Source organism: Streptomyces sp. NPDC059373, assembly GCF_042751495.1.
In the GTDB taxonomy this organism is placed as follows: Bacteria; Actinomycetota; Actinomycetes; order Streptomycetales; family Streptomycetaceae; genus Actinacidiphila.
This window is the reverse complement of sequence record NZ_JBHYXC010000007.1, coordinates 99,279-124,871: the sequence shown is the minus strand read 5'-3', so window position 1 is coordinate 124,871 and position 25,593 is coordinate 99,279. Positions and strand designations below refer to the sequence as shown.

The window sequence follows — 25,593 nt, the reverse complement described above, 5'->3', positions numbered from 1 at the left end:
ACCAGCGTCCGGCCCCCGGGTCGGTGGCACTGCAATCCAAAGGAGAGTTGCATGTGGCAGCACATAACGAAGAGGCTCAGACAAGCGCGATGGCGGGCGACCGCAACCACGATGTTTGTTCTGATTGCGGTCTTAGTCTCTGCACTCCCGGCAGAGGGAGCGACTGCCGGCCCGGTAGCCAGCACCTTCCCCACCGTCGCGCTGAACCAGGTCACCAGCAGCGCGGGGTTCGTCCACCCGGGAATCGCTGTGAGTGCGCCGAGCCTGCTTCTGGCTCGTGGGGAGGTGCTCGGCGGTGTGGAGCCGTGGGCCTCCTACTACGCGGCGATGCTCGACACCAAGTACGCGTCGGGGACCCTCGTCCCCGTCAACCGTGGGTCTGGGGTCGACACCCCGCAGACGGACGCATTCGACTCGCAGGGGGTCGAAGCGAAGTTCATCGAGGACGCCTTCGGCGCCTACACCCAGGCGATCCAGTACTACATCACGGGTGACCCCGCCTACCGCGAGAACGGTATGCACATCATCCGCACCTGGTCCCACATGGACCCCACCAAGTACAAGTCGTATGCGGACGACCACATCCACGCCGGCATCCCGCTGATGCGCATGCTCGCCGCGGCCGAGATCTTCCGCTACTCCAGCGTGAACCCCGGCTCCGACGGCTACGACACCACCTGGACCGACACGGACACCACGGACCTGACTGACAACCTTGTCACGCCCGTCATCCAGACCCTCCTGTACGGCAACACGTTCTTCATGAGCCAGCAGTCGTACCCACTCGTCGGTGAGCTGGCCGGCTACATCTTCACCGACGACCGGGCAGGCTACGACCAGGGCGTCGAGTGGTTCTCGGTCAACTCGACCAACCCGGACCCCGACACCAACGGGTCCCTGATCTCCCTGATCCGCCAGATCAGCGCGAACGATCCGCTGAACACTTACGGTCACGCGTTCGTGCAGGAGCAGGAGATCGGCCGCGACCAGGCTCATGCCTGGGACGGCATCAACGCCCTGACCGAGATCGCCCGCATCATCACGGTGCAGGGCACCAAGCTGGACCCGGTCACCGCTACCACGTCCACCAAGAAGAACGCCGTGTCCGCGTACGAGTTCGGCAAGGACCGGCTTCTCGCCGGAACGGACACGTTCTACGCGTACATGATGGGCAGGACCATCCCGTGGATCGACACGACCGGTGGTCCTGGCAAGCCGTCCGAGGCCTACCGGGGACGGCAGTTCGACCCGATCGACGAGCTGTACAACGTCTACAAGTACGACCTGGGCGTCGACGTCGAGAACAAGGCCCCCAACGTCGCCAAGATGCACGAGCAGGCCGACGGCCCCGAGTTCTTCTGGGGCACGGGCTCGTACAACTTCTGGAACAGCAACCCCGACTACAACCCGGACTACTGGCTCTCACTGCCCAAGCAGGTGGCCGGGCAGGACCGGCCCGCGCTGCCCGCCAACCCGCTGGTGCAGGTGGCGCACCGCAGCATCGCCCTCGACAACCGCTCCAAGGACCACTCGTACAACGGACATGACATCGTCCGGATGCAGGCCTCGAAGAAGGGCACCAGCATCGCGGTCCGCACGCTGATGTACGACAACCGCAACGGGTACAGCCCCGTCGGGGTCCTGGTTCGCACAAGCGGCCCGGCAACGCTTGAGATCCGCAAGAACATGTCGCTCGCGCCCTACCACACCGTGAGCCTGCCGGACACGCACGGCCAATGGCGCTACGTCACCTACGACATGGACTACGCCGTCCTGCCCGGGAGCACCGGGGGCGAGAACCTGGCGTACTACACGGTCGTCGGCTCGTCGGACGTGAACGTCGACGTCGACAGCGTCAACCTGCAGGCCAAGTCCCAGCTCACCCCGCCGACTTTCCCGCAGGGCCGGCAGACCACGCTCATCGGGGTGGCCGGCGAGACCCTCGACCGGTCGCTCGCCGCCACCGACTCCGGGGGCGAGGACCTCACGTACGAGGCGCCTGGGCTTCCGGAGGGAGCCACGGTCGACGGCACCACCGGGGAGTTCCTGTGGACGCCCACACGCGGTCAGGCCGGTACCTTCGACAGGACCGTTGTCGCCTCCGACGGCACGGTCGACACCGTGCTGAACGTCCGCCTGGTGGTCACGCCCGACAGGCCGAGCGCACTCACGGCGGCGCAGGCGGGCTTCGACTCCAAGGCGACGTACGTCATCAAGACCCTCGACGCGTTCAACGCCGCCGTGGCCGCCGTCAAGGGGACCATCGACAGCGACGATGACAGCACCTTCCTGGCCGGTCTGGTCACCGTGCAGAACGCGGTGAAGGGGCTGCAACTACTCAACCCCACCCTCACCGACGACGACTCGCTCGCCTACCCGGCGCTGGTGTCCTCATCGCTGTCCAGCACGGCCGTGGCAAACCTGGTCGACGGTGACATCAACACCTTCTCCGGCGACCTGACGGCTCCGTTCACACTCGACTTCGGGGCCGGGTTCCGGGTAAAGGCCTGCGCGTTCGGCCTGCAGGCCCGGTACAACTTCGCCAACCGGTCCCAGGGAGCAAACGTTTACGGCTCGAACGACGGCCAGACCTGGACCCTGCTGACCTCACAGGAGACCACGAACACGAGCCCGGGCTTCGCGATGGAGACGATCCCGGTTCGGGACCAGGTCAAGAATCAGTCGTTCCGGTTCTTCAAGGTCCAGGTAGACGACCCGGGGGTGCCCACCGACCCGAACTACCCCGGGCTCTCGTCCTTCGGCGAGTTCCGGATCCACGGTGTCCGGATCGAGACGGCGCAGGCGATCTCGTCCGCGACGATCTCGTCCGACGACCCCGTGGCGGGCCAGGCCGTCAACGGTGACACCGTGGCTCTCGACCTCGTGGCCACGCAACCGCTGGCCACGGTCAACGTCCGTATCGAAGGCGTCGAAGCGACGGTCACCAGCACCGACAACGAGCACTGGAAGGCTACGGCGGTGCTTCCGGAGAACGTGGACTTCGGCCGCACACTACGGTTCACAGCCGACTACACCACGGCTGACGGCCAACTCGGTTCGACGGTCTACCAGACCACCGATGGCTCCTCACTGCAACTGTGGAACACCCATGTGGTGGTCGCCGACGTCGCGCAGGCCTGGGTCGACGCGTCCACCCCGCTGTGGCCCGGCACCGGCACCACATCCGCCAACGGGTGGCGGATGTTCGACGGCGACCTCACCACCGCCACCGACACCACCACCGCGAACGGTTGGGTGACGGTCAAACCGACGGACGGGTCCTCGCTGGACTTCGACGGGGTGCGGATCCGTCCCCGCGCGTCGTACGCGAACCGGGCCAACGGGACGGTCCTGCAGAGCTCCACCGACGGTGGCGCCACCTGGCAGACCTTCCTCACCGTCTCGGGCGTGACGAGCGATCAGCAGTGGTATGTGTTCAAGCTGTCGGCGCACCAGTCACTTCCGATGCTGCGGGTTCTCGACGAACACGGCGGAAACACCGACATCGCCGAGGTTCAGCTCTTGCAGTTCAACTCGCTGCCGCAGTGACGGCCGGCTGAGATCGGGCGGCGACCCGCACCATGTCCGGGTCGCCGCCCCCGTCCGGAAGCCATCGCTGCTGGTCCGGATTCTTGTGCCCTGGTGGCCTGCCCTGCGTGCGGCTGCCTCGGTGATGCTCAGGCGTGAGGGGGAAGAGGCCAGGTCGCTGAGCGCGCGGTCGAGTCGCCCTGGCCGGCGAAGACGCGGTGGAGGGTGCGTACGGAGATGTTGAGCTCCCGGGCCAGGCTCTGCGGGCCGAGCGCACACCGCTCAGGGAGAGGTCGTCGAGGACGGCATCGAGGCTGTCCAGGTAGGCGGTGAGCAGCCGGAGCGCGGGGGCGTCGGCGGGGCCGTCGACGTGGCGGTCGCCGAGGAGGGGACGCAGTTCGCCGACGTGCAGGGACGGCGGCTGCTGTCGCTACCCGCGTCGGGAGGGCGTCAGCGGATGCTCAGCGCCAGGCAGAAGTCGACGCGGTCACGGAGCGTTGCCAGGCTGTGTCCGGTGAGCTGCTCGACCCGTTGAAGGCGGTAACGGAGTGTATTGACGTGGACGTGCAGTTGTTCGGCGCAGCGGTGCCAGGAGCCTGATGCGTCCAGGAAGGCGCTGAGGGTGCCGACGAGGTCGCTGCCGTGTTCGGTGTCATATCGCTCGAGGACACCGATCAGGCGCTCGCGGTAGAGCGTGCGCACGTCGTCGGGAACGGAGGCGAGCAGCAGCATGTACGAGGAGAGGTCGTCGCCGGTGGCGGTGCGGACCTTGCCGCTGCCCAGGCGGGCGATGCGCTGCGTGTGCCTGGCCTCGTCGAGTGATCTGCGGAGTCCGGCTGCTCCGGTGGCCGGGCTGCCTGTGCCGATGGCGGCCCAGCCGTGGGGGAGGAGCGGGACGAGGCGGTGTGCCGCCTCGGCGAGGAGGGCGGTCGCGTGGTGGTCCGTGTCCTGGTGCGCGGGTATGAGCATGAGGTAGCTGTCGTCCGCGGCGATGGGCGCTGAGCAGCCGGGGATCTGGCCGGCCACCTCGTCGAGGACGACGGCGGCGAGTTCACCGCCGTACGGGCTGCCGGTCGTGCTCACGTGGAGGGCGGTCAGCGGGGACGCCGGGTCGAGGCCGAGGCTGCGCAGCCGGCCCTCGGCCGCGTCCACCTGGCCTTCGCGTAGGAGGTCGATCGACTCGCGCAGGAAGCGTTCCTCGATACGGCGGCGTTCCTGGCGGCCGACGCGGTCCATGGCGAGCAGGGCGCACACCTGGGCGGCGGCGTCCGCGACTCCCGGTGCCCAGTCACGGAAGTCACCGGACGCGGCGAGATAGGCGGCGGGCGGGCGGCGGGAGACCGGCGCCTGCACGGGGAAGAAAGTGAGTTTCCCGCCGCCCGGCACGGGCTGCACGGAAGGGAAGGTTCTGGCTGCGAGCGCCTCGCGGTGGGCGCGATCGAGGTGGTGGTCCGTCACTTCGGGCACGCCGCCCGCGGTGGGGCGGCCCGTCGCGGAGAGCACCGCGCACCACACGCCGGTGGCCCGCGCGAACACCTCGACGAGCCCTTCGGGTCCGGCCCCGGAGGCCATGCCGGCGACCAGATCGCGGTGCAGATCGGCGCCCGGTGAGCGGCGGGCCGGCCCGGCGAGTGCGGCCAGGACCGTCTCGGTGACAGCCGCGAACGAGACCTCGTCGCCGACCGTGAACAGAGCAAGGCCGTGCCGTTCGCACGCCTGCGAGAGCGATGCGGGGAGCACGCCGACGCCCGCGGTGCCCGCGACCAGCGCGGCAACGCCCGCACCTGCGAGAGCGGCGACGAACACATCGGCGTCGCTCGGCTCCCGGTACCAGGTGGTGCTGGTGAGGACCAGTTCACCGCCGTCGAGATAGCGGCCGGGGTCCGGCAGATCGGTGGTGTAGACGCGGCGCACCTGCGGGTCCCGGGCGGAGGAGAGCACCAGGGGGACGAGGCCGAGACCGGGTAGGTCCAGCAGTTCCCTCAGGTGCACTGGTCGTCCTCCTCGTCGCCCGATCATCAGCGCGTGTTACGGACACACACACCGGCGTGCGCGGGGTTTGGACAATAGTACGGGGTCAGAGGCCCATTCCCGGCTGCCGTCTGTAGGGCGGTGCAGTCCCCTGTGGGGCGCGTCGGCGGTTCACTGTTCTCCACCGCGAAGCCCACGGATGCCGACCTGTGTGCGAGGCGAACGCGGTGCCACCCGCCCGAGCCGCATGCCCAGCGTCCTGGACACCCCTGTCCTCCCGCGGGCTGTCCCGTGAGTTCGTCCTGTGAGGAGACCGTCATGCGTACCGAGCCCGCCTCCGCCGCACCGCCGCCATCAGCCATCCCCGAGAGGGCATTCAGCGTCGAGCACGCGGGTGCCGAGCCAGTGCCCTCGAAGGACCGTCACGGCCGCCCCTGGTCTTTGTTCACGCTGTGGTTCGGCGCGAATGTGCAGTTCGCGACGCTCAGCGTGGGGGCCCTGTCCACATCGGTGTTCGGCCTGGACTTTCTACCGGCCGTCTTCGCCATCGCGCTCGGCACGCTGCTCAGTTCGGCGTTGGTGGGCCTGTTCTCCACCCGCGGTCCGCTGACCGGAGTGCTCCAGCTCATCCAGTCCCGCGGCCCCTTCGGCCGCCTGGGGAATCTGCCGTCGGCCGCGTTCACCGTGGTCAACGGCGTCGGCTGGTGTGTGGTCGACACCCTGCTCGGCATCTTCATTCTGCGCGATCTGACCGGGCTCGGCTTCGCCCCCGCGCTGCTGATCATGGCAGTGGGGCAGATCTCGATCGCCGTCATCGGATACCGGATGATCCACTACGTGGAGCGCGGTCTCGCCATCCTGCTGGTCGTCGTTTTCGCCGTCGTCTCCGTGTACGGCTTCGGCGAGGTCAGGGCGCAGGCGCCGAGCGAGCCGTTCGCGGGCAGCACCGCCGCGTTCCTGCTCGTCGTAGCGGTCACTGCGGCCCGCGTGCTCGGCTGGTCGGCGTACGCGTCCGACTACAGCCGCTATCTGCCCGCCTCGGCCAAGCCCGGGCGGGTCCTTCTCGCCGCGGGCGGCGGCAGCGCGGTCGCCGGTGTGTGGATCGGTGTCCTGGGCGCCGCGATGGGCACCGCCGGTGCGGTCGACAACCCCAGCGCCATGGTGAGTGGTCTGCTGCCCGACGTCCTGGGTACGATCGTGCTGCTGTCGCTGCTGCTGTCCACACTGGCCTCGACCGTCATCGACCTGTATTCGGGCGCGATGGCTGCGCTGGTCGCCGGGTTCACCATTCCCCGGTGGGTCTCGGTGCTGGTGGTCGGCGGGCTCGGCACGGCGCTGTCCTGGTACGCCGGGCACGGCGACTTCGCGCAGCAGCTCCAGGACTTCCTGTTGATGACCGGCTACTGGCTGGCCCCCTGGAGTGCTGTGATCATCACCGCCTACTGGTGGCGCAAGCGCGGTACGTACGGCGTCACACGGCTGTACGACCCGGGCCATCGCTTCGGCTGGGGGCTGCCGTCGGTGCTGCTGGCCCTGCTCGTCGAAATCCCTTTCATGAACCAGTCCCTGTACACCGGCCCCATCGCCGCCGCCCACCCGGCGCTCGGCCCGCTCGGCCTCTTCATAGGATTCGCGGTCTCCGGTCTCGCGTACGCCGGGCTGACCGCGTGGCGGCCGAGGCCGCGCACTGAGTCCGAGCCCCGGGTCCCGGTGGCCGCCGGCGCCGAATAACCCCTGCCCGTACAAAAAACCGAGGAGAGACCGTGTCCGCCATCCCCACCGCCGAGGACGAGAAGTTCCTGCTCGCGGCGATCGAACTCGCCGCACACGCCCGTCGGGGCGGCAACCACCCCTTCGGCTCACTGCTGGTGCTCGAGGGTGAGGCGACCCTGGAGGCAGGCAACACGGTGGTGACCGAGCAGGACGCCACCGGGCACGCCGAGACCAATCTCGTGCGGCTCGCATCACGAACGTACCGCCGCGAAGAACTCGCCAAAGCCACCCTCTACACGAGCGCCGAGCCCTGCGCGATGTGCGCGGGCGCCGTGTACTGGAGCGGCATCGGGCGGGTCGTCTATGCCCTCGGTGAGGACGAACTCCTTGCGCTGACCGGCACGAACGACGAGAACCCGACGATGGCGCTGCCCTGCCGCGAGGTGTTCGCCGCCGGGCAGCGGCCCATCGACGTCATCGGACCCTGCCTGTACGAACAGGCCACCGCCGTGCACGACGGCTTCTGGAACTGACCGTACCCAACGCCTGCAAGGAGCCGCACCATGACCCGGACCCGCACCCTGATCCAGGGCGGCATCGTCATCCCCTGCGAGGGCCGCAAGGCGGTCCTCGACCCCGGATCCGTCCTCATCGAGGACGGCAGGATCGCCGCCGTCGGCACCGTGGAGGAACTGGCCGCGGCAGCCGCCGACGCCGAGGTCGTCGACGCGACCGGCCACGCGGTCATCCCAGGACTGCACAACACCCATCTGCACTCCGGCCTGCTACGCGGCACAGCCGAGTCGAAGTCCCTGTGGGACTGGCTGCGCGACTACGTCGACCCCGCCCACAAGGCCCTCACGCCCGAGATCGCCGAGACGGCATCCCTGCTCTGCTACACCGAGTCGCTGCGGGCCGGCACCACGTCGGTGATGGACATGTGGCGTCACATGGAGGGTTCCGCTCACGCCGCCGAACGGGTCGGCATCCGCGCGACGCTCGTCCCGTACGTCGCGGACCTGCCCGGCTACGACTACTTCGAGACCCTCGACACCAACCGCCGTCTGCTGGAGCACTACCGGACGTACGCGAACGACCGCGTCCGTTCCTGGGTCGGGCTGGAACACCTCTTCTACTGCAGCGCCGAGGGCTTCAAGGCGGCGGCCGCGCTCGCCGCCGAGTTCGACACCGGCCTGCACACCCACTCCTCGGAGACGATCTGGGAAGTCGAGGAATCGCTGCGGCAGTTCGGGCGGCGCCCCATCGAGGAGTTCTACAAGCGGGGCATCCTCGGCCCTCGTACCGTCGTCGCGCACTGCGTCTGGCTCGACGACCGCGAGATCGAGCTCCTCGCGCAGACCGGCACGAGCGTGGCGCACTGCCCCTGCTCCAACATGAAGCTCTCCTCAGGTCCCGCGCGCGTGATCGACATGCGCCGCAAGGGCATCGCCGTCGGCCTCGGCAGTGACGGCGAGAAGGAGAACAACAACCTCGACCTGCTGGAGGAGATGAAGTTCGCCTCGTTGCTGCAGAAGGTCTCCACACTCGATCCGACGACAGGCGACCCGTGGGACATCCTCACCATGGCCACCCTGGAGGGCGCGCGAGCCCTCGGCCTGGACACCGAGACCGGCTCGCTGGAGCCCGGCAAGAAGGCCGACATCGTCACCGTGAACCTGCTGGGGCTGCACACCACCCCACTGCTGCACGGCGACGACTTCAACGCAACCGCCCATCTGGTGTTCTCCGCCGGCGCCAGCGACGTCGACCAGGTGTGGGTCGACGGCACGCTCCTCGTCGACGGCGGCCGGGTGCTCAGCGTCGACACGCAGCAGGTCCGCGAGCGCGCCCAGAGCGCCGCCGAGGACCTCTTCCGCCGCCGGGCGGCGCTCACTTCGCGGGGATAACGGCGAACGCCGGGGACGCGAACCCGTTCCTGCACGTAGAAAGTGCCCTGCCGGCGTGCGCCAGTTCCTTGATGCCGGGGATTCCGTGTATCGCGGGCGTATCGAAAATCGCATACGCCACCGCAACGGCCCTCCGTCTCCAATGGGGGCATGAACCACATCGCATCCCTGTCAGCACCGCCCCGCCGCGCGCGCAGGATCGTGCTCCTCGGCCTGGCGATCCTCGGCATGGCGAGCGCCGCGTTCGTCGTGCGGCGGCCGCTCATGATGTCCGCTCCGATGTGCATGGCCGGGCGGTGGCACGGCTGCTTCGATACGTTCAACGGTGTGGTGCTCATGACGTTGGTCGCGCTGCCGTTGGCCGCGCTGGTGGCGTGGGCTCTGGCGCGCCGTCGGCGTGCCGCCGGCGTCACAGGGGCGTGGCGGATGTCCCTGGCCGACGTGGGGATGGTCCACGGGACGGTGCCGTTCCTGTGGCTGACCTTGATGCCGGGCGCCGGGGCCGGCATCGTCCCCGAACGGGTGAGCCTGGTACCGCTGCGGGACCTGGTCACGATGGGGCCGCTCGGGATCGTCGGCAACCTGCTGGTCTTCGCGGCGCTGGGGTTCTTCGCCCCGATGCGGTTCGCCGCGCTGGCGTCCGTGCCGCGGATCCTGGCGCTCGGGGCGGGCTGCTCGGTCCTGGTCGAAACCGCACAGTACGTCCTGCGGCTGGACCGGGTGTCCTCCGTGGACGACGTACTGGTCAACGCCGCCGGCGCCGTGCTGGCCGCGCTGGCGTCGCGCCGCTGGTGGCGCACTACGGCGGAAGCGCCGTCGGACCAGCCTCGCCCCGCGCCGGCACCGGCAGGCTGAGTCGCGTGTCCGGTGTGCACACGTCCTTGCATACGTCGGCGATATGTTGTGCTGCTTACGCTTCAGACATGCGCGTACTGATCGTGGAGGACGAGCCCTACCTGGCCGAAGCCGTCCGTGACGGCCTGCGGCTGGAGGCGATCGCCGCCGACATCGCCGGCGACGGCGACTCCGCCCTGCAACTGCTCAGCGTCAACTCCTACGACCTCGCGGTCCTCGACCGCGACATCCCCGGCCCCTCCGGCGACGCGGTCGCCCGGCGCATCGTCGCCTCCGGCAGCGGCATCCCGATCCTCATGCTCACCGCTGCCGACCGGATCGACGACAAGGCTTCCGGGTTCGAGCTCGGCGCCGACGACTACCTCACCAAACCGTTCGAGCTGCGGGAGCTCGTCCTGCGGCTGAGGGCGCTCGACCGCAGACGCGCATACGCCCGGCCCCCGGTCCGCGAGATCGCGGGCCTGCGGCTCGACCCCTTCCGCCGGGAGGTCTTCCGCGACGGACGCTACGTCGCGCTCACCCGCAAACAGTTCGCCGTGCTGGAAGTTCTCGTCGCCGCCGAGGGCGGGGTCGTCAGCGCCGAAGAGCTGCTGGAACGGGCCTGGGACGAGAACGCCGACCCCCTCACCAACGCCGTGCGCATCACCGTCTCCGCACTGCGCAAACGGCTCGGCGAACCATGGATCATCGCCACGGTGCCCGGCGTCGGCTACCGGATCGAGACCGGCCCCGACACCACCCGCACCAGCAGTACGCATGCTTAGACGCCCAGGGCTCAGCGCCCGACTGAAACTCACCCTCAGCTACGCCGGGTTCCTCGCCGTCGCCGGCGCTCTCCTGCTGGCCGTGGTGTGGGGGTACCTGCTGCGCTACGTACCCGACAACTCCCAGGGCCTTCTCGGGATCTCGCCCAACCGCTACCTCCTTGTGCACACCTTCGCCCCCGCCGCGGCGGTGGCGATGGTCTTCCTGCTCGTGTTCGGCCTCGTCGGGGGATGGATCCTCGCCGGCCGGATGCTCGCACCACTCACACAGATCACGGATGCGGCACGGATGGCCGGGAACGGGTCGCTGTCCCACCGGATCCGCATGAAGGGCCGCCAGGACGAATTCCGTGAACTCTCCGACGCGTTCGACTCGATGCTCGAACAGCTCGAGTCCCACGTCGCCGAGCAGCAGAGGTTCGCCGCGAACGCCTCCCACGAACTGCGCACCCCGCTGGCGATCTCGCGGACACTCCTCGACGTCGCCCGCAAGGACCCCACGCGGGACCGGGGCGAACTCATCGACCGCCTGCACACTGTCAATACGCGGGCGATCGACCTCACCGAGGCCCTCCTGCTGCTCAGCCGCGGCGACCGCGGAAACGTCACCCGCGAGAGCGTCGACCTCTCCCTCATCGCCGAAGAAGCCGCCGAAACGCTGCTTCCCCTTGCCGAACAGCGCCGGATCACGCTCGACGTCACCGGCGGGGCGGCCCAGACCAGCGGCTCCGCGGAGCTCCTGCTGCGGATGGTGACGAACCTCGTCCAGAACGCCATCGTCCACAACCTCCCGTCCGGCGGCACCGTGACGGTCCACACCGAGGCGCACGGCGACACGAGCGTGCTGCGGGTCGAGAACACGGGCCGTCGGCTCCCACCGGAACTGGTACCGACCCTCACCGAACCCTTCCAGCGCGGAACGGAACGCGTACGCACCGACGAGCACGTCGGCGTCGGCCTCGGCCTGGCCATCGTGCACAGCATCGTCCGCGCCCACGACGGGACCCTCGACCTCGTCCCCCGCCCCGCCGGTGGTCTCCTCGTCACGGTCCGGCTTCCCGGCACGCCGTAGGCGCCGAGTCGTTGCCTTCTCCCCGACCCGGCCGCCGCGATCGGATTCGCCGACCGCTTGTCCTTCGTCTGATCCGGGGAGGTGGGGCCTACTGGACGAGCTCCCAGTCCTGCGAGCCGTCCGTGACCGCGTTCTGCAAGGTCAGCGCCGCCCCATTGGACGCACCGGTCACGTACAGGTTCGTGTTCTTGACCGCCTGCAACGTGTAGAACCCGTCGTCGGTCTTGAGGAGGTTCCAGCTGCCGGTGGCGCTGTTGTCGACCCACTGTCCGATCTTCTGGCCGACCGTCGCGTTGCCTGTCCAGATGGCGGCCGCGCGGCCGCCCGACTTGTTCAGCAGCGTCACGCCACCGTTGGACTCGGTCACCACGTGCCAGTACTGGGTATCGGGGTTCGCCGCCGAGCCGGGGTCCTCCAGAACGACGTCGGGAACGTCTCCATTGCCGATGTTCGCGTCGTTGGTCTTGTTGCCGGTGCCGATGACCTGGTCGGTCTTGCGGTTCACCAGCTGGTAGTAGGCGCCGTCCGAGTGGCCGAGGTCGACCTCGGCGTAGGCGAGCGTCGATGTGCCCTGGTTGTTGAGTATCGCGATGCGGCCGGTGCCCTCGACGTACTGCAGGTTGCGGCTGTACCCGGCCCGCGAGGTTGTCTGGTACTCCTTCCAGGCGCCGTCGCTGCGTCCGCTGTCGTTGACCCAGACGTTGCCGCTGCCGGCGGCGTTGTAGACCAGGCGCCCACCGGGAAGCCTGATGAGTACCGGACTTCCGCCGGTGGAGAGGGCATGGGAACCGGAGTCCACCGGCAGTGAGGTGACCCCCGTGCCGGTGGGTGAGCCGGTGTAGAACTTGAGCGGGTCATCGGCGATCCGGTACCTGGTGTTGGCTCCGCCGCCCCAGTACTCGTAGGTGAGGAGCCACTTGCCGTCCGCCGTGCGGACGACGTTCGCCATGCCCGGCCGGCCGCCTCCCAACTCCGACTTGCCGCCGCCCATGTCCTGGGTCAGGCCGGTGATGTCGACGACGGGGGCGCTCCATTGCGCACTGCGGCCGTCCCAGGTCTTGTGGACGAGGATCTGGCCGAGTGAATCCTTGGCGATGTCGTTCGCGGGGTCCAGGGTCGGGACGCCCGTGGCCGGATCGAAGCCGGTGTAGTCGTTCTCGTCGGAGTAGTAGCAGACGAGCGTGCCCTTGTAGACCATCAGGTACGGCTCCCAGAGGGGATCCGTCTGCTTGTTCGTGTTCGCGGCCGCGATGTTCTGCCCGAGCGCGCCCGCGCTGCCGCCCTGCCAGCCGCCTGTCGCGATGACGTTGACGACCTTCCACGTCACGCCTTCGTCGGTGCTGGAGTACAGGGCGATCGCCAGATCCTTGCGGTCTCCGTCGTTGGACGGCGTCCAGTTCGGGTCGGCTGCCTTGTGCTCGCGGTAGTAGTAGTCGTCGCCCGACACGACACTGGCGAGGAGCAGCGTGCCCTGCTTGAGGTTTCCGACGTCCTGCGGAAGCGTGTAGAGGTACGGGTTCGTCCAGTTGCTCGTGTACTTCGCGTACCGGGCATCGCTGGAGAGGTACGCCGGAGCCTTGACCTCGGAGAGCGGCTGCCACGTCGTTCCGTGGTCGTCGCTCTTGTAGACGGGGAGAGTCTGCTGGTCGGCGCTTCCCGTCTCCGGCACGACGGTGGATTTCTCGAACGACGCGACCAGACGCCCGCTCGGCAGCTGCGCCGACTTCGGGTAGATCGCGCAGTTGCCCCGCCCTTTGAGACACGGCTCGTTTCCGAGCTGGTAGAGGATTCCGCCCGTCGGGTTGTACGCCTGCGCACTGGCCATGGGTATGGCCAGCATCGCGGATGCCGCGACGAAGGTTCCCAGTGCCTGCCCCAGCCTTCTTCTCTGCATAGCCCCTCCTTGGGGGATGACCATGGTGATGTTCGGTTCTAGGAGCGGTGGCCTGCTTCAGCGGCCGGGGTGCCGTCCGTATCGGCGGAGACGAACACGCGTACGTCCCACGGGCCGAGGTCCAGCGCCGTGCCCGCGGAGAGGGTCGTGCCGTTCAGGGCGTCGGCGAGGTCCACCGGGGCGGGGACGCTCGCCGGCTCCCAGCTCCAGTTGTGGACGATGTGGACGCGGCGTCCGTCGGGTGAGGTGCCGGTCGTCGCGGTGACGGATTCCGGGAGGTCCCGCCACGCGCTGCGGGGGGCCGGTGCCATCCAGGCGGCCAGTGTCCGGGCGAGGTCGCGGCCGGGGACGGTGCCGACGGTGGTGACGCGGCCCTCACCGTGGCGGCGGGTGGTGACGGCGGGCCAGCGGCCGAAGTGCGGGTGGTCGTAGACGGCGAGCACGTTGGCGTCGGTGACGGTCAGGCCGTCGGCCCAGTGCGTCGCCGTCGCGTTGTGCGGCAGCTTCAGCGGGCTGTCGGGCGCGGTGCGCAGTGGGACGTCTTGGAGGAGGTTGCTGAACTCGTCGTAGTGGACACCGGCGGCTTCGACGAGGCGTCCGGGGGCCGGTTCTGTGCGGGCTCGGGCCTCGTGGTCGGCGTAGCCGGTGCGCGGGCCGAGGACCAGGTGGCCGCCGGCGTGGGCGTAGGCCGCGAGCCAGTCGAGGGTTGTGTCGGCGGCGAGGTACAGCGCCGGTACGACGAGGACGGGGTGGCGGCGGACGGCCTCCTCCGGGGTCAGGCCCTCCCGTTCCCCGCGGGGGTCGTGCAACTGGCGGGTGTGGACGATGCGCACCTGGCGGCCGGCGTCGAACGCGCCGCGGTAGAAGGGGTCGAAGATGCGGTGGTAGGCGGCCGGGTCGGGCTCGCCGTCCGGCGTGGCGAGCGGCGGGTACTTCTGCATGAGCCACTTGCTGGGCGTCGAGTAGACCATCGTGATGTCGGCGTCCGGTTCGAGCCCGGCGACCAGCGCCCCGACGGCGTCGAACTCGGCGCCCAGGCGGGCGAGTTCGGCGTAGGTGCGACCGGGCTGTCCGGTGTGGGGCAGGATGCCGCCCCAGTAGGTCTCGGCTCCGAAGTGCAGCGTGTGCCAGTGCCAGTACTCGATCATGCGGGCCCCGCGAGCGACGAGCGCCCAGGCGGCCTGCCGCCACTGGCCGTCGTAGGCGGGGCGGTTGTCCCACGGCAGGCCGATGGAACCGGCGTTGGTCTCGGTGACGAGGAAGGGCTCCTGGCGGGAGGAGAACATCCAGTCGGCGGTCTGGTACAGCGCCCACACTCCGGTGGTCTTCCAGATCTGCTGGTGGTCGTCGGGCGTCGGGTCCGGCAGCGCGAGGCCGTCCTGCATGTCGTAGTAGGCGTTGCCCGTGGCGATGTCGAGGCGGTCGGTCAGCTCGTCGTCCTCCACGGCGGGCCGCTTGTAGGAGATGCAGGTGGTGACGAACTGCTCGGGGCGGGCGTACTCGCGCACGAGGTCGGCCTGCCAGCCGATGAACTCGGTGACCTGGCGGGCCTGGAACGCGCGCCAGGCGACGTCGTATTGCGGCTGCGCGTTGCCGTCCGGGGTCCACAGGTCGGCCCAGGTGGAGAGGCGGTGGGACCAGTAGACCAGGCCCCATTCGCGGTTGAGGGTCTCGACGTCGCCGTACGTCTCGCGCAGGTGGTCCACGAAGCGTTGGAAGACGCCGTGGTTGTGCAAGAGTTCCAGACCCGGCTCGTTGTCCACCTGGAAGCCGATGACCGCCGGGTGGTCGGCGTAGCGGGCGACGATCTTCCGGATGACGCGCTCGGCGTGGAAGCGGAAGGCGGGGTGGGCGAAGTCGACCTCCTGGCGGGCGCCCCAGCCGATGCGCTCACCGGTGCGGCGCTCGCCGGTGATCTCCGGGTACTGGCGGGCCAGCCACGGCGGCACCGCGTAGGTCGGGGTGCCCAGGACGACGGAGATACCGCGTTCGTGGGCGCCGTCGAGGACGGGCTGGAGCCAGTCGAGGTCGAAGCGCCCGTTGTCGGGCTCCCAGGTCGACCAGACGGACTCGCCGACCCGGATGACGCTGAGGTGGGCGTCGGCCATCAGGTCGAGGTCGGTCTTGAGGCGTTCGTCGGGGCGTTCGGTGCCGTAGGGGGGCCGGTACTCGTGGTAGTACGCGGCGCCGAAGAGGACGCGGGCAGGCAGAGCCGCCATGAAGGAGACCTCCGAGGAAAAGGGGGGGAGTGGTACGAGGGCTGCGTGCCCTACTGCTTGACGCCGCCGGAGGCCAGGCCGCTCTGCCAGTACCGCTGCAGCAGGAGGAAGGCCACGACGAGCGGAAGGATCGAGATCAGGGAGCCGGTGACGACGAGCGCGAGCATGTCGCTGCTGGCGCCGGCCCCGCCGTTCTGGGCCTGAGCGGCCCAGGAGGAGAGTCCGACCGTGATGGGGTACAGCTTGGGGTCGTTGAGCATGATCAGCGGTAGGAAGTAGTTGTTCCAGGTCGCCACGAGTGTGAAGAGCAGGACCGTCACCAGGCCCGGCGCGAGAAGGCGCAGGGCGATCGTGAAGAAGATCCGGGCTTCCCCGGCGCCGTCGATGCGGGCGGCCTCAAGGATGCTGTCGGGGACGGCGTCCTGTGCGTAGACGCGCATGAGGTAGAGGCCGAACGGGTTGACGAGCGAGGGCAGGATGACCGCCCAAGGGGTGTTGACCAGGCCGGCCTTGGCGAAGAGCAGGTAGGTCGGGATCGCCAGGGCGGTGGCCGGGACCATGACGGCGCCGAGGACGAGGCTGAAGGCGGCCCGGTCGCCGCGGAAGCGGAACTTGGCGAACCCGTATCCGCCGGCGGCCGCGAGCAGCGCGGCGCCGAGGGCGCTGACGACGGCGTACATGACCGTGTTGAGCAGCCAGTGCACGAAGACCCCGTCGTCCTGGGTGAAGGTCTCCTTGACGTTCGTCAGCAGCTGGGGGGCGTGGGAGAACCACAGGCCGAAACTGTTGAACAGGGCCTGGGTGCTCTTGGTCGAGGCGATCAGCAGCCAGAACAGCGGCAGGAGGAAGTAGGCCAGGGCGGCCAGCATGGCAATCGTCAGCGGGGTGCTGCGGCGGCGGGAGGCGGGCCGACGCCGAGCCGGTGCGGCGGGACGCGGGTCCGTCACCGGGGTGGCCTTCGCTGTCGGGGTCGTGGTCGTCACGGGGTCCTCCTGCGGTTCGCGGTGAGCAGGACGGCGTACGAGGCGATCACGATGACGAGGCCGAGGAGGAAGGACACCGTGGCCGCGTAGTTGAGCTGCTGGCCGGTGAAGGCGAGGGAGTAGGAGTAGAGGTTCGCCGTGTAGGAGCTGCTGATCACGTCCGGGGCGATGCTCATCAACAGCTTCGGTTCGTTGAACAGCTGGAAGCTGCCGATCACCGAGAACAGCAGGGTGAGCAGGATCGCGGGCCGGAGCGCGGGAAGCTTCACCGACCAGGCGATCCGCCAGGCGCCGGCGCCGTCCATCGCGGCTGCCTCATACAGTTCCTGTGGGATGGTGCGCAGGGCGGCGTACAGGATGATCATGTTGTAGCCGACGAACTCCCAGGTCACGATGTTCGCCAGACTGCCGAGCATCCAGCCGTCGCTGAGGAAGTGCGGGGCCGGCAGGTCCAGCGTCCGGCTGAGCTGGGCGAAGGGGCCGAAGTCCGGCCCGTACAGGTAGCCCCACATGAGCGCGGCGACCACGCTCGGCACGGCGTACGGGACGAAGATGCCCAGCCGGATCACCCGGGCGAGCCGCAGCAGGCCGCTGTCGAGCGCGAGGGCGAACAGCAGGGCCAGTACCAGCATCACGGGGACCTGGATCACGAAGAACAGCGCGACGCGCGCGACCCCATGGATGAGGAGCGGGTCCTGGAGGGCCTTGAGGTAGTTGTCGAGGCCGACGAACGACGTTCCGCCGATGAGGCGTTCCTGGAACAGGCTCAGGTAGGCGGCGTAACCGAGAGGAGCGAGGAAGAGCAGGAGGAACAGCGTCAGGAACGGTGCGACGAACAGCGGCCCTGCCGCTCGGTGACGGCGCGCGCCCCCGAGCCGCAGGCGTGTCGGCCCGTCTCGGCGCCGGCCCTGGGGGGCCGCGGTTGTGGCAGTCATCATCGGGCCTTTCTGGGGGAGGGACGGTGCCAGTGGGTGGCGGGTCCCGTGCCGCCGCACGGGACCCGACGGACCGTCACGACGCCTTGACGGTGAAGCCCTGGTTCTTGGCGTACGTGGTGAGCCGGGTCTGCCAGGTGCCGAGCGCGCGGACGGTGTCGGTCCGGTCGGCGAGGGACTTGCCGACGGTCTCGGTCCAGTCGGTCGCCGCCTGGTCGAGGAACGGGGGCCACTGGAAGGAGGAGTTGACCGTGGAACTGATGTCGGCGAACACCTGGTTGACTTTCTGGCCGCCGTAGAAGGATGGCGCGGCGCCGACGAAGTCGGAGTCCGTGAGCAGGGCCTTGGTCGACGGGAAGAAGAACTGCTCGGTGGCGAACATCTTCGCGCTCGCCGGGTCGCTGTTGAGGAACTGCGCGAACATGGCCGCCGCGATGGGGTTCTTGGTCGAGCGGATGACCGCGGTGGTCGAGCCGCCCCAGTTGCCCGAGCTCGGCTTGGCGGCGTCCCACTGCGGCAGCGGGGCCGCGCGCCATTTGCCCGCGGTGGACTTGGCGGAGCCGGACAGGAAGGCCGGCCCCCAGGCCGCGGTGATCCAGGTGGCGTACTTGCCCTTGTTGAACCCGGCGTACCAGCCGTCGGTGAAGTCCGGATCGGTGCTGATGACCCCTTCCTTCGCCAGGCCGCCCCAGTACGCGCCGAGCTTCCTGGAGACCTCGTCGTCGACGCCGATGGTGATGTCGCTCTTGCCGGAGGTGGCGTACGGCTTGGCGCCCGCCTGCCACAGCAGGCCGTGCCAGGCCGCGGGCTCGTTCGCCGAGAGGTTGGTCAGACAGACGCCGGGGTCGGCCTTGTGGAGCTTGCGGGCCGCAGCGGCGAACTCGTCCCAGGTCGTGGGGACTTGGATGCCATGCGTGTCGAAGATGTCCTTGCGGTACAGCATGCCCAGCGGGCCGGTGTCCTGGGGGATCGCCCAGACCTCGCCGTTGCTGCCGCTGACCTGTCCCCAGGTCCAGTCGACGAACGCGTCCTTGAGTGCGGAGGCGCCGTAAGGGCGCAGGTCCAGCAGGCTGTTCGTGATCGTGAAGGTCGGGATGGCCTGGTACTCGATCTGCACCATGTCCGGGGCACCGCTGCCGGCCTTCAGCGCCGTACGCAGCTTCGTGTACTGGGGGGTGCCCTGGCCGGCGTTGACGACCTTGACCTTGATCGCCGGGTACTTCTTCTCGAACAGCGCGACCTCCTGCGCGATGTTCGGGACCCAGGTCCAGAACGTCAGCTCGGTCGGCGTCTTCATCGCCTTGTCGATGTCGGCCTGGCCGACCGGCTTGGCGGACCCGGAGGAACCGCCGGAGTCGCCGCCGCCGCACGCCGTGAGGGCGGCGCCGAGCGACAGGGCACCCGTCGCGGTGAGGAACAGCCGACGGCTCATCGAGGAAGGGCTGGATACGGACGTGGTTCTGGGCATGGTGAACTCCCGCCGGTGGCGAAGATGACGGCACGCCTGGCTGGGGCGTGCGGAGGCGTTTCGGAGGAAGGGCGCGACGCGATGACCGGGGCTCGAGCGCCGACGTGGTCGGGTGCGCGTCCTGGTGGAACGGGGCCGGCGAGCGTTCCGCGTGCGTGTGCTGCGCAGGTGGAGGTCGCGGCCTGAGACGAAGGGGTGGAGCAGCGACGGTGTGGAAACCTGGCTCAGCGCCTGCCGGGTTGAGGGCGGCCCTGCGTCGGATCGTGCGACGGGGCGTCCCGAGGGGCGGGGGCGTGACCGGTCAGGCGGCTTGTCCTGGGGTCACTCGCCGGCCGTGAGCTTTCGCTGTCCGGGCTGACCGGTGTCGTTCAGTGGCGGGTGGACGGGTCTCCGTTCGGGAGCGGCGGACCGTGCGTGGCCCCCCGGGAAAGGGAGGCGGTACGCCGCCCGCGAGCCGGGGTCGTCCGGCTCGGCGGAGGCGCGGTCGAGGTGCGGATGATGAGGTCGACCGGTGGGCCGCTCGCCGGCAGGGGGTCTGCGTTCGGGTTCTCTATGGCATGCACCAGGCGCTTGAGTCCTTCCTGTGCCACGGCGTCGAACGGCTGCCGCACCGTGGTGAGGGGAGGAGTCACATAGGCGGCGACCGGAATGTCGTCGAAGCCGACGACGCTGACGTCCTCCGGAACGCGCCGTCCGGCCTCCGCCAGCGCACGGATCAGGCCGATCGCCATGTCGTCGTTGGCGGCGAAGACCGCGGTGACCTCACCGTCTTCGGCCAGTTCGCGTCCCGCCCGGTACCCGGACGCGGCCGACCAGTCGCCCTCGACGACCGGAGGGACGTCCCTCCCCTGTGCGGTCAGCGTCGCCCGCCATCCATCGAGGCGGTCCCGGGCGGCGTACCACCGCTGAGGACCCGCCAGGTGATGAACCGTCGCATGGCCGAGGTCCAGCAGGTGCTCGGTGGCGGTGCGGGCCATCAGGTCTGCGCCGCCCCCTGCGGTCAGGACCGTGGGGGACGTGGCAGGTGGTGGCGCACCGAGGACGAGGACCGGCACGTCGACGCGGAGGGAAAAGTCTTCGTCGTCTCCCTCCTCGTCGATCGGTTCGGAGATCACGATGCCGTCCACGCCCTGGTCCAGGAGCGAGTCCACGGCGCCGGCGATGCCCGCCGGGTCGCCTTCCATCGTGTTGACCACGCGCAGCGCGTAGCCCGTGTCCCGGACGACTCGCTCGACACCCATGAGCAGCGAGGCGGGCCCGTACAGAGCGGTGCCCAACGTGACCACGCCGATGGAGCGGGTCCGCCCGGAAGCCAGTGCCCGGGCCGCGTTGTTGCGCCGGTAGCCGAGCTGTTCGGCGGCTTCGAGGACGCGTCGGCGCACCTCGGCGGAGACGTACGGCTCGTCGTTGAAGACCCTCGACACCGTCTTCTGCGAGACCTCGGCCAGACGGGCCACGTCCACGCTGCGCGCAGCCGCGGAACTCCCGCCCCGTCCTGTTCCTCGCGTCATGGTGCCTCCCGTTGACCGCACGATCGAGCCCAATAATGTCAGACGCCGCCTGACTGACTACGCAGTCATGTCTGCGCTGTCATGTCTACGCAGTCATAAGGCTGTCGTCAAGAGTTCGGAACGCATCCGTAACGCCAAGCCCGGGAGAATCTGACGGCACAGTGATCAGCCCCTGCCAGGACCGAGGACAGCTCGGGGCACCCAGGCCGGGGCGCCTTCAGGTGGCCGGGCCTGTGGTGGTACGGACGATCAGGCGGGGGGCGAGGACGGTTTCGTGGGGGGTGGTGCGGTCGTTGTCGAGGCGCTCGACAGCGGCGATGACTGCCTGCCGGGCCTGCTCTTCGGCGTTCTGGCTGACGGTGGTCAGATCGAAGCAGGTGAGTCGGGACAGCGCGTCGTCGTCATAGCCGACAACGGATACGGCGCCGGGGACCGCGACTCCGGCTCGGCTGAATGCGGTGAGGAGGCCGATGGCGCATTGGTCGTTGAACGCCACGACGGCGGTGGGCAGGTCACCGCTGGCGAGTAGCTGGCGGGCGGCGCGTTCGCCCGATTCCTCCGTGTGGTCTCCGGTGAGGATGCGGATGTGCTCGTCCAGATGGTGGCGCCGCATGGTGTTGCGGTAGCCGCGGCGCCGGTCGGTGGCGATGACGCCCTTGCCGCCGTCGACGTAGACGATCGCGCGGTGTCGCAGGCTCACCAGGTAGTCGACGATCTGGCCGACTCCGGCGTCGTCTGCGGTACGTACGACGTCCAGGTCGGCGGTGGCGATCCGGCGGCCCACGGCGATGACGGGGAGCTTCTGGTCGAGGGCGGTGAGGGTGGCGGCGGGTGCGGTCGGGCCGAGGAGGATCAGTGCCTCGCTGCGGAAGGCCAGGAGTGTCTCGACGGCGGTGTTCTCGTCGCGAGTGCGGGTCTGGGTGCTGAGTACGAGGTCGTAGCCGACTTCCTCGGCCGCCGTGTGGAGGTGCTCGACCAACTCGGCGTGGAAGGGGCTGTGGATGTCGACCATGACGCCGAGCAGCCGGCTGCGCCGGCGAGCCAGGAGGCTGGCGTTGCGGTCGGCTCGGTAGCCGAGTTCCGCGGCCGCCTGGAGGACACGCTTGCGGGTGCGCTCGCTGGGACCCGGCGCGTTGCGCAGGACCAGGGACACCGACGCCGTCGACAGGCCGACCCGTGCGGCGACGTCCTCAAGCCGGGGGCGAGTGGCCGCACTCGTGCCGTTCGGGCGGGGTGCGGAGCCTGCTTCGTGCACATGTCCTCCTGCCGGATTCTCCCGGTGCAACACCCTTGACACGCTCGTGAAACGAGACTCATAGTACCAGCAACTTAAAGCGCTTTAAAAAGACCTGTTGACCGGACAAACTTGAGTGACGCGCCTTGGCGCGCTGGAGAGGAACCACGATGAGTACCAAGCCGATCGGGGTGGCGGTCATCGGGGCCGGCATGGCCGGCCGCGCCCACCTCAACGGGTACCGCGCCGCCTCGACCCTGTACGACGCCGACCTGCCCGAGGTGCGCCTGGTGGCCGTCGCCGACGCCCACGAGCCCTTCGCCCGCGATGCGGCCCGTCGCTACGGCTTCGAGCGTGCCGAGACCGACTGGCGGGCGATCGCCAAGGCGCCCGACATCGACGCGGTCAGCGTCGTGGTGGCCAACCATCTGCACCGCGAGATCGTGGAGGGCCTGCTGGCTGCGGGCAAGCACGTACTGTGCGAGAAGCCGCTGGCACCGAGCGTGGCCGACGCCGCCGCCATGGTGGAGGCAGCGGAGAGCAGCGGCCTGGTGGCGGCCACCGGCTTCACCTTCCGCCGCTCACCCGCCATCAACGCCATTCGGCAGCAGGTGACCGACGGGCCGCTCGGTCAGGTCCAGCACTTCAACGGGCACTACTGGTGCGACTACGGGCACGACGCCGACGCCCCCATCAGCTGGCGCTACCGAGGCGGCCTCGGTTCCGGGGCGCTCTCCGACATCGGCAGTCACCTGATCGATCTCGGCGAGTACTTCTGCGGCCCGGTCCGGAGCGTGCAGGGCGCGGTGCTGTCGACCCAGGTGCCCGACCGCCCCGTGCCTGTGGGCGCCGCCGTGGGGCACTCGGCGAACGTACAGGTCGGTGAGGAGCGGCAGGCCGTCGAGAACGAGGACATCGCCACCTTCACCGCGATCTTCGAGTCCGGCGCCGTCGGCACTTTCTCGGTCTCCCGCGTCGCCTTCGGTCTGGCGAACTCGCTCGGCTTCGAGGTCTTCAGCCGGGGCGGGGCCGCGGCCTTCGACCTGTCCCGCCCAGCGGAGTTCACCCTCGCCGACCCCTCCCTGCCCGAGCGGGCAAACGGCTACCGCCGGGTCGTCATCGGCCCCCAGCACCCGTACATCGCCGGGGGTCTGCCGATGGACTTCCCCAGCGTCGGTCACGGGCAGCACGAGTTCTTCGTCTGGCAGGCACGGGCCTTCCTCGAACAGATCGCCGGACTGGACCGCCTCCCGCACTGCCCCTCGCTCGCGGACGGTCTGCACAACCTGCGCGTGATCGACGCGATCGTGGCCTCCGCCGATGCCGACGGCAAGGCAGTCAGCGTCCAGTGACGCCGGCCGCCCCGGCCTTCCGCCCGAACACCCGTCCCCGTAAAGGAACATGCCATGAAGCTCGGTGCCTACACCGCAGTGCTGCACGACAAGCCCCTCGCAGAGGCCCTCGAAGTACTCCGCAACCTGGGGCTGGACAGCGCGGAGATCAACTCGGGTGGTTTCCTGGCCGCCCCGCACCTGCCGATCGCCGACATCAGGGCGAGCCGGGACGCGCGTCACGCGTACCTCGCCCAGTTCGAGGCGGCAGGCGTGGCCCTCACCGCGCTGAACTGCAATGGCAATCCGCTCCACCCCGACCCCGAGGTGCGCGACAAGCACGCCCAGGATGTGCGGGACGCGATCGAACTGGCCGCTCTCCTCGGCGTCAAGCGCGTTGTGACGATGTCCGGGCTGCCCGCCTCCGACCCAGGCGGCCGGCTTCCCTCCTGGACGGTGCTGCCCTGGGACAGCGCCTACCTCGACGCCCTCGACTACCAGTGGGACGAGGTGGCGATCCCCTTCTGGAAGGACATCCAGGCACGGGCGGCGGCCGCCGACGTGAAGATCTGCATCGAGATGCACCCGCACAACCTGGTCTACAACGTCGGAACGATGGAGCGCCTCGCCACCGAGATCAACGCCACCCACGTCGGCGCGGAGATGGACCCAAGCCATCTGTTCTGGCAGGGCATCGACCCGGTCGTGGCCGTCAACCGCCTCGGCAGCCTCGTCTACAACGCCGCAGCCAAGGACACGCGCATCAACGAGGAGGCGAAGGTCAACGGCGTCCTCGACCACCGCCACGTGCGGGTCCGGCCCGACGAGCCGGACGTCCTCTCCCTCGGCGGCCGCTACACGCTCAGCCGCTGGCCCAAGAACGCCTCCTGGGACTTCGTCGCCGTCGGCCGCGGCCACGACGTCGCCTTCTGGACCGAGTTCCTCAAGGCCCTGCACGCCGTCGATCCGGACATGGCGATCAACATCGAGCACGAGGACCAGGAATTCGACCAGATCGAAGGCTTGCGCCTGGCCGCCGAAAACCTCAAGGCCGCCGCAGCCGCAATCTGACCCCGCTCCCTCACCAGCCATCCCCCCTCGTCTCCCCCTCCCCTCCATTGCACAGCGAGGTGCATGCACGATGAAGCACACGTCCCCTCCCCGCCGCCGCAGATTCGCCCCGGTCCTGGCCGCAGCCGCCGCGGCCACCCTCCTCGTTGCCGGCTGCTCCAGCAGCTCCGGCGGTAAGAAGGCCGACGGGACCGCCGACATCGGCTCGGCAGGCAAGGCCAACACGCCCCGGATGACGATCGCCATGGTCACCCACGCGCCCTCCGGCGACACCTTCTGGGACACCATCCGCAAGGGCGCCCAGGCCGCCGCCGCCAAGGACAACGTCAAGCTCATCTACTCCAACAACGAGAACGCCGCCACCCAGGCCAACCTGATCCAGAACGCGATCGACCAGAAGGTCGACGGCATCGCGGTCACCCTTGCCAAGCCCGACGCCATGAAGGCCGTCGTCGCCAAGGCCGAAGCTGCCGGCATCCCGGTCGTCGGCTTCAACGCCGGCCTGACCGACTGGAAGAAGCAGGGCCTGCTGTCGTTCTTCGGCCAGGACGAATCCGTCTCCGGCCAGGCACTCGGCACCAAGCTCAACACCACCGGCGCCAAGCACGTCCTCTGCGTCGTCCAAGCCCAAGGCGACGTCAACCTCGAAGACCGCTGCGCAGGCGTGAAGAAGACCTTCCAGGGCAAGACCGAGAACCTCTACGTCACCGGCACCGACATGCCGTCCGTGAAGTCCATGATCACCGCCAAGCTCACGCAGGACCCCTCCATCGACGAGGTCGTCACCCTCGGCGCCCCGTTCGCACTGACCTCGGTGCAGTCCGTCTCCGACGCCGGCAGCAAGGCCAAGGTCGCCACCTTCGACCTCAACAAGGACCTCGTCAGTGCCATCAAGGCCGGCGACATCCAGTTCGCCGTCGACCAGCAGCCCTTCCTGCAGGGCTACCTCGCGGTCGACTCCCTGTGGCTCTACAAGACCAACGGCAACTACAGCGGCGGCGGCGAAGCACCCGTCCTGACCGGACCCGCGTTCGTCGACAAGACCAACGTCGACACCATCGCCACCTTCGCCGCGAAGGGCACTCGGTAACCGCACCACCCCGCCTGCGGTGGGGGGGGGGCGTGGGGCGGGGGCCG

18 protein-coding genes are annotated in these 25,593 nt (G+C 69.2%); 10 read left to right on the top strand and 8 right to left on the bottom strand.

Annotated features, from left to right (window positions below; genetic code table 11):
* Positions 1-249 precede the first annotated feature (249 nt).
* A complete protein-coding gene (locus tag ACFXJ5_RS14315) occupies positions 250-3,549 on the top strand; it encodes a putative Ig domain-containing protein (RefSeq protein WP_384630659.1) in 3,300 nt (1,099 codons plus the stop codon).
* Positions 3,550-3,978: 429 nt separating this feature from the next.
* Here the strand turns inward: ACFXJ5_RS14315 and ACFXJ5_RS14310 are convergent, their stop codons facing one another.
* Complete coding sequence (locus ACFXJ5_RS14310) at positions 3,979-5,520, bottom strand: PucR family transcriptional regulator ligand-binding domain-containing protein (RefSeq protein ID WP_384630658.1); 1,542 nt, start codon at positions 5,518-5,520, stop codon at positions 3,979-3,981.
* Between the two features lie 297 nt (positions 5,521-5,817).
* Between ACFXJ5_RS14310 and ACFXJ5_RS14305 the strand changes: the two genes are divergently transcribed.
* From ACFXJ5_RS14305 to ACFXJ5_RS14280, 6 genes are all read left to right on the top strand, one after another.
* A complete protein-coding gene (locus ACFXJ5_RS14305) occupies positions 5,818-7,230 on the top strand; it encodes a purine-cytosine permease family protein (protein WP_384630657.1) in 1,413 nt (470 codons plus the stop codon).
* A 32-nt stretch (positions 7,231-7,262) separates the two neighbouring features.
* Positions 7,263-7,745 (top strand): nucleoside deaminase, encoded by a 483-nt coding sequence (locus ACFXJ5_RS14300; protein WP_384630656.1) that lies wholly within the window; start codon positions 7,263-7,265, stop codon positions 7,743-7,745.
* Between the two features lie 30 nt (positions 7,746-7,775).
* A complete protein-coding gene (locus ACFXJ5_RS14295) occupies positions 7,776-9,119 on the top strand; it encodes an amidohydrolase family protein (RefSeq protein ID WP_384630655.1) in 1,344 nt (447 codons plus the stop codon).
* 150 nt (positions 9,120-9,269) lie between these two features.
* Complete coding sequence (locus ACFXJ5_RS14290; RefSeq protein ID WP_384630654.1) at positions 9,270-9,974, top strand: VanZ family protein; 705 nt, start codon at positions 9,270-9,272, stop codon at positions 9,972-9,974.
* Between the two features lie 68 nt (positions 9,975-10,042).
* Complete coding sequence (locus ACFXJ5_RS14285) at positions 10,043-10,738, top strand: response regulator transcription factor (protein WP_384630653.1); 696 nt, start codon at positions 10,043-10,045, stop codon at positions 10,736-10,738.
* Positions 10,731-11,810, top strand: coding sequence for a sensor histidine kinase (locus ACFXJ5_RS14280; protein WP_384630652.1), 1,080 nt, complete (start codon positions 10,731-10,733; stop codon positions 11,808-11,810). The genes ACFXJ5_RS14285 and ACFXJ5_RS14280 overlap by 8 nt, the downstream gene beginning before the upstream one ends.
* Positions 11,811-11,898: 88 nt before the next feature.
* Here the strand turns inward: ACFXJ5_RS14280 and ACFXJ5_RS14275 are convergent, their stop codons facing one another.
* The 7 genes from ACFXJ5_RS14275 to ACFXJ5_RS14245 form a co-directional block, all read right to left on the bottom strand.
* Entirely contained in the window at positions 11,899-13,704 is a 1,806-nt protein-coding gene (locus tag ACFXJ5_RS14275) for an RICIN domain-containing protein (protein ID WP_384630651.1), read from the bottom strand.
* Between the two features lie 38 nt (positions 13,705-13,742).
* Entirely contained in the window at positions 13,743-15,923 is a 2,181-nt protein-coding gene (locus ACFXJ5_RS14270) for a beta-galactosidase (protein WP_384630650.1), read from the bottom strand.
* Positions 15,924-15,973: 50 nt separating this feature from the next.
* Complete coding sequence (locus ACFXJ5_RS14265) at positions 15,974-16,906, bottom strand: carbohydrate ABC transporter permease (protein ID WP_384630649.1); 933 nt, start codon at positions 16,904-16,906, stop codon at positions 15,974-15,976.
* Positions 16,903-17,844 (bottom strand): carbohydrate ABC transporter permease, encoded by a 942-nt coding sequence (locus ACFXJ5_RS14260; RefSeq protein ID WP_384630648.1) that lies wholly within the window; start codon positions 17,842-17,844, stop codon positions 16,903-16,905. Before ACFXJ5_RS14260 ends, ACFXJ5_RS14265 begins: the two co-directional genes overlap by 4 nt.
* A 73-nt stretch (positions 17,845-17,917) precedes the next feature.
* Positions 17,918-19,309: an ABC transporter substrate-binding protein gene (locus ACFXJ5_RS14255; RefSeq protein ID WP_384630647.1), complete on the bottom strand. Its 1,392-nt coding sequence runs from the start codon at positions 19,307-19,309 to the stop codon at positions 17,918-17,920.
* Between the two features lie 368 nt (positions 19,310-19,677).
* Positions 19,678-20,820 carry a LacI family DNA-binding transcriptional regulator gene (locus ACFXJ5_RS14250; RefSeq protein ID WP_384630646.1) on the bottom strand — a complete coding sequence of 381 codons (1,143 nt, stop codon included), beginning with the start codon at positions 20,818-20,820 and terminating at the stop codon, positions 19,678-19,680.
* A 217-nt stretch (positions 20,821-21,037) separates the two neighbouring features.
* Complete coding sequence (locus ACFXJ5_RS14245; RefSeq protein WP_384630645.1) at positions 21,038-22,075, bottom strand: LacI family DNA-binding transcriptional regulator; 1,038 nt, start codon at positions 22,073-22,075, stop codon at positions 21,038-21,040.
* Positions 22,076-22,224: 149 nt separating this feature from the next.
* Here ACFXJ5_RS14245 and ACFXJ5_RS14240 point away from each other — a divergent pair, with 149 nt between their 5' ends.
* The 3 genes from ACFXJ5_RS14240 to ACFXJ5_RS14230 all read left to right on the top strand — a co-directional run bounded on the left by ACFXJ5_RS14240 (position 22,225) and on the right by ACFXJ5_RS14230 (position 25,546).
* Positions 22,225-23,406 (top strand): Gfo/Idh/MocA family protein, encoded by a 1,182-nt coding sequence (locus ACFXJ5_RS14240; protein WP_384630644.1) that lies wholly within the window; start codon positions 22,225-22,227, stop codon positions 23,404-23,406.
* Positions 23,407-23,460: 54 nt separating this feature from the next.
* Positions 23,461-24,456 (top strand): sugar phosphate isomerase/epimerase family protein, encoded by a 996-nt coding sequence (locus ACFXJ5_RS14235; protein WP_384630643.1) that lies wholly within the window; start codon positions 23,461-23,463, stop codon positions 24,454-24,456.
* A 70-nt stretch (positions 24,457-24,526) separates the two neighbouring features.
* Positions 24,527-25,546 carry a sugar ABC transporter substrate-binding protein gene (locus tag ACFXJ5_RS14230; protein ID WP_384630642.1) on the top strand — a complete coding sequence of 340 codons (1,020 nt, stop codon included), beginning with the start codon at positions 24,527-24,529 and terminating at the stop codon, positions 25,544-25,546.
* Positions 25,547-25,593: the final 47 nt, after the last annotated feature.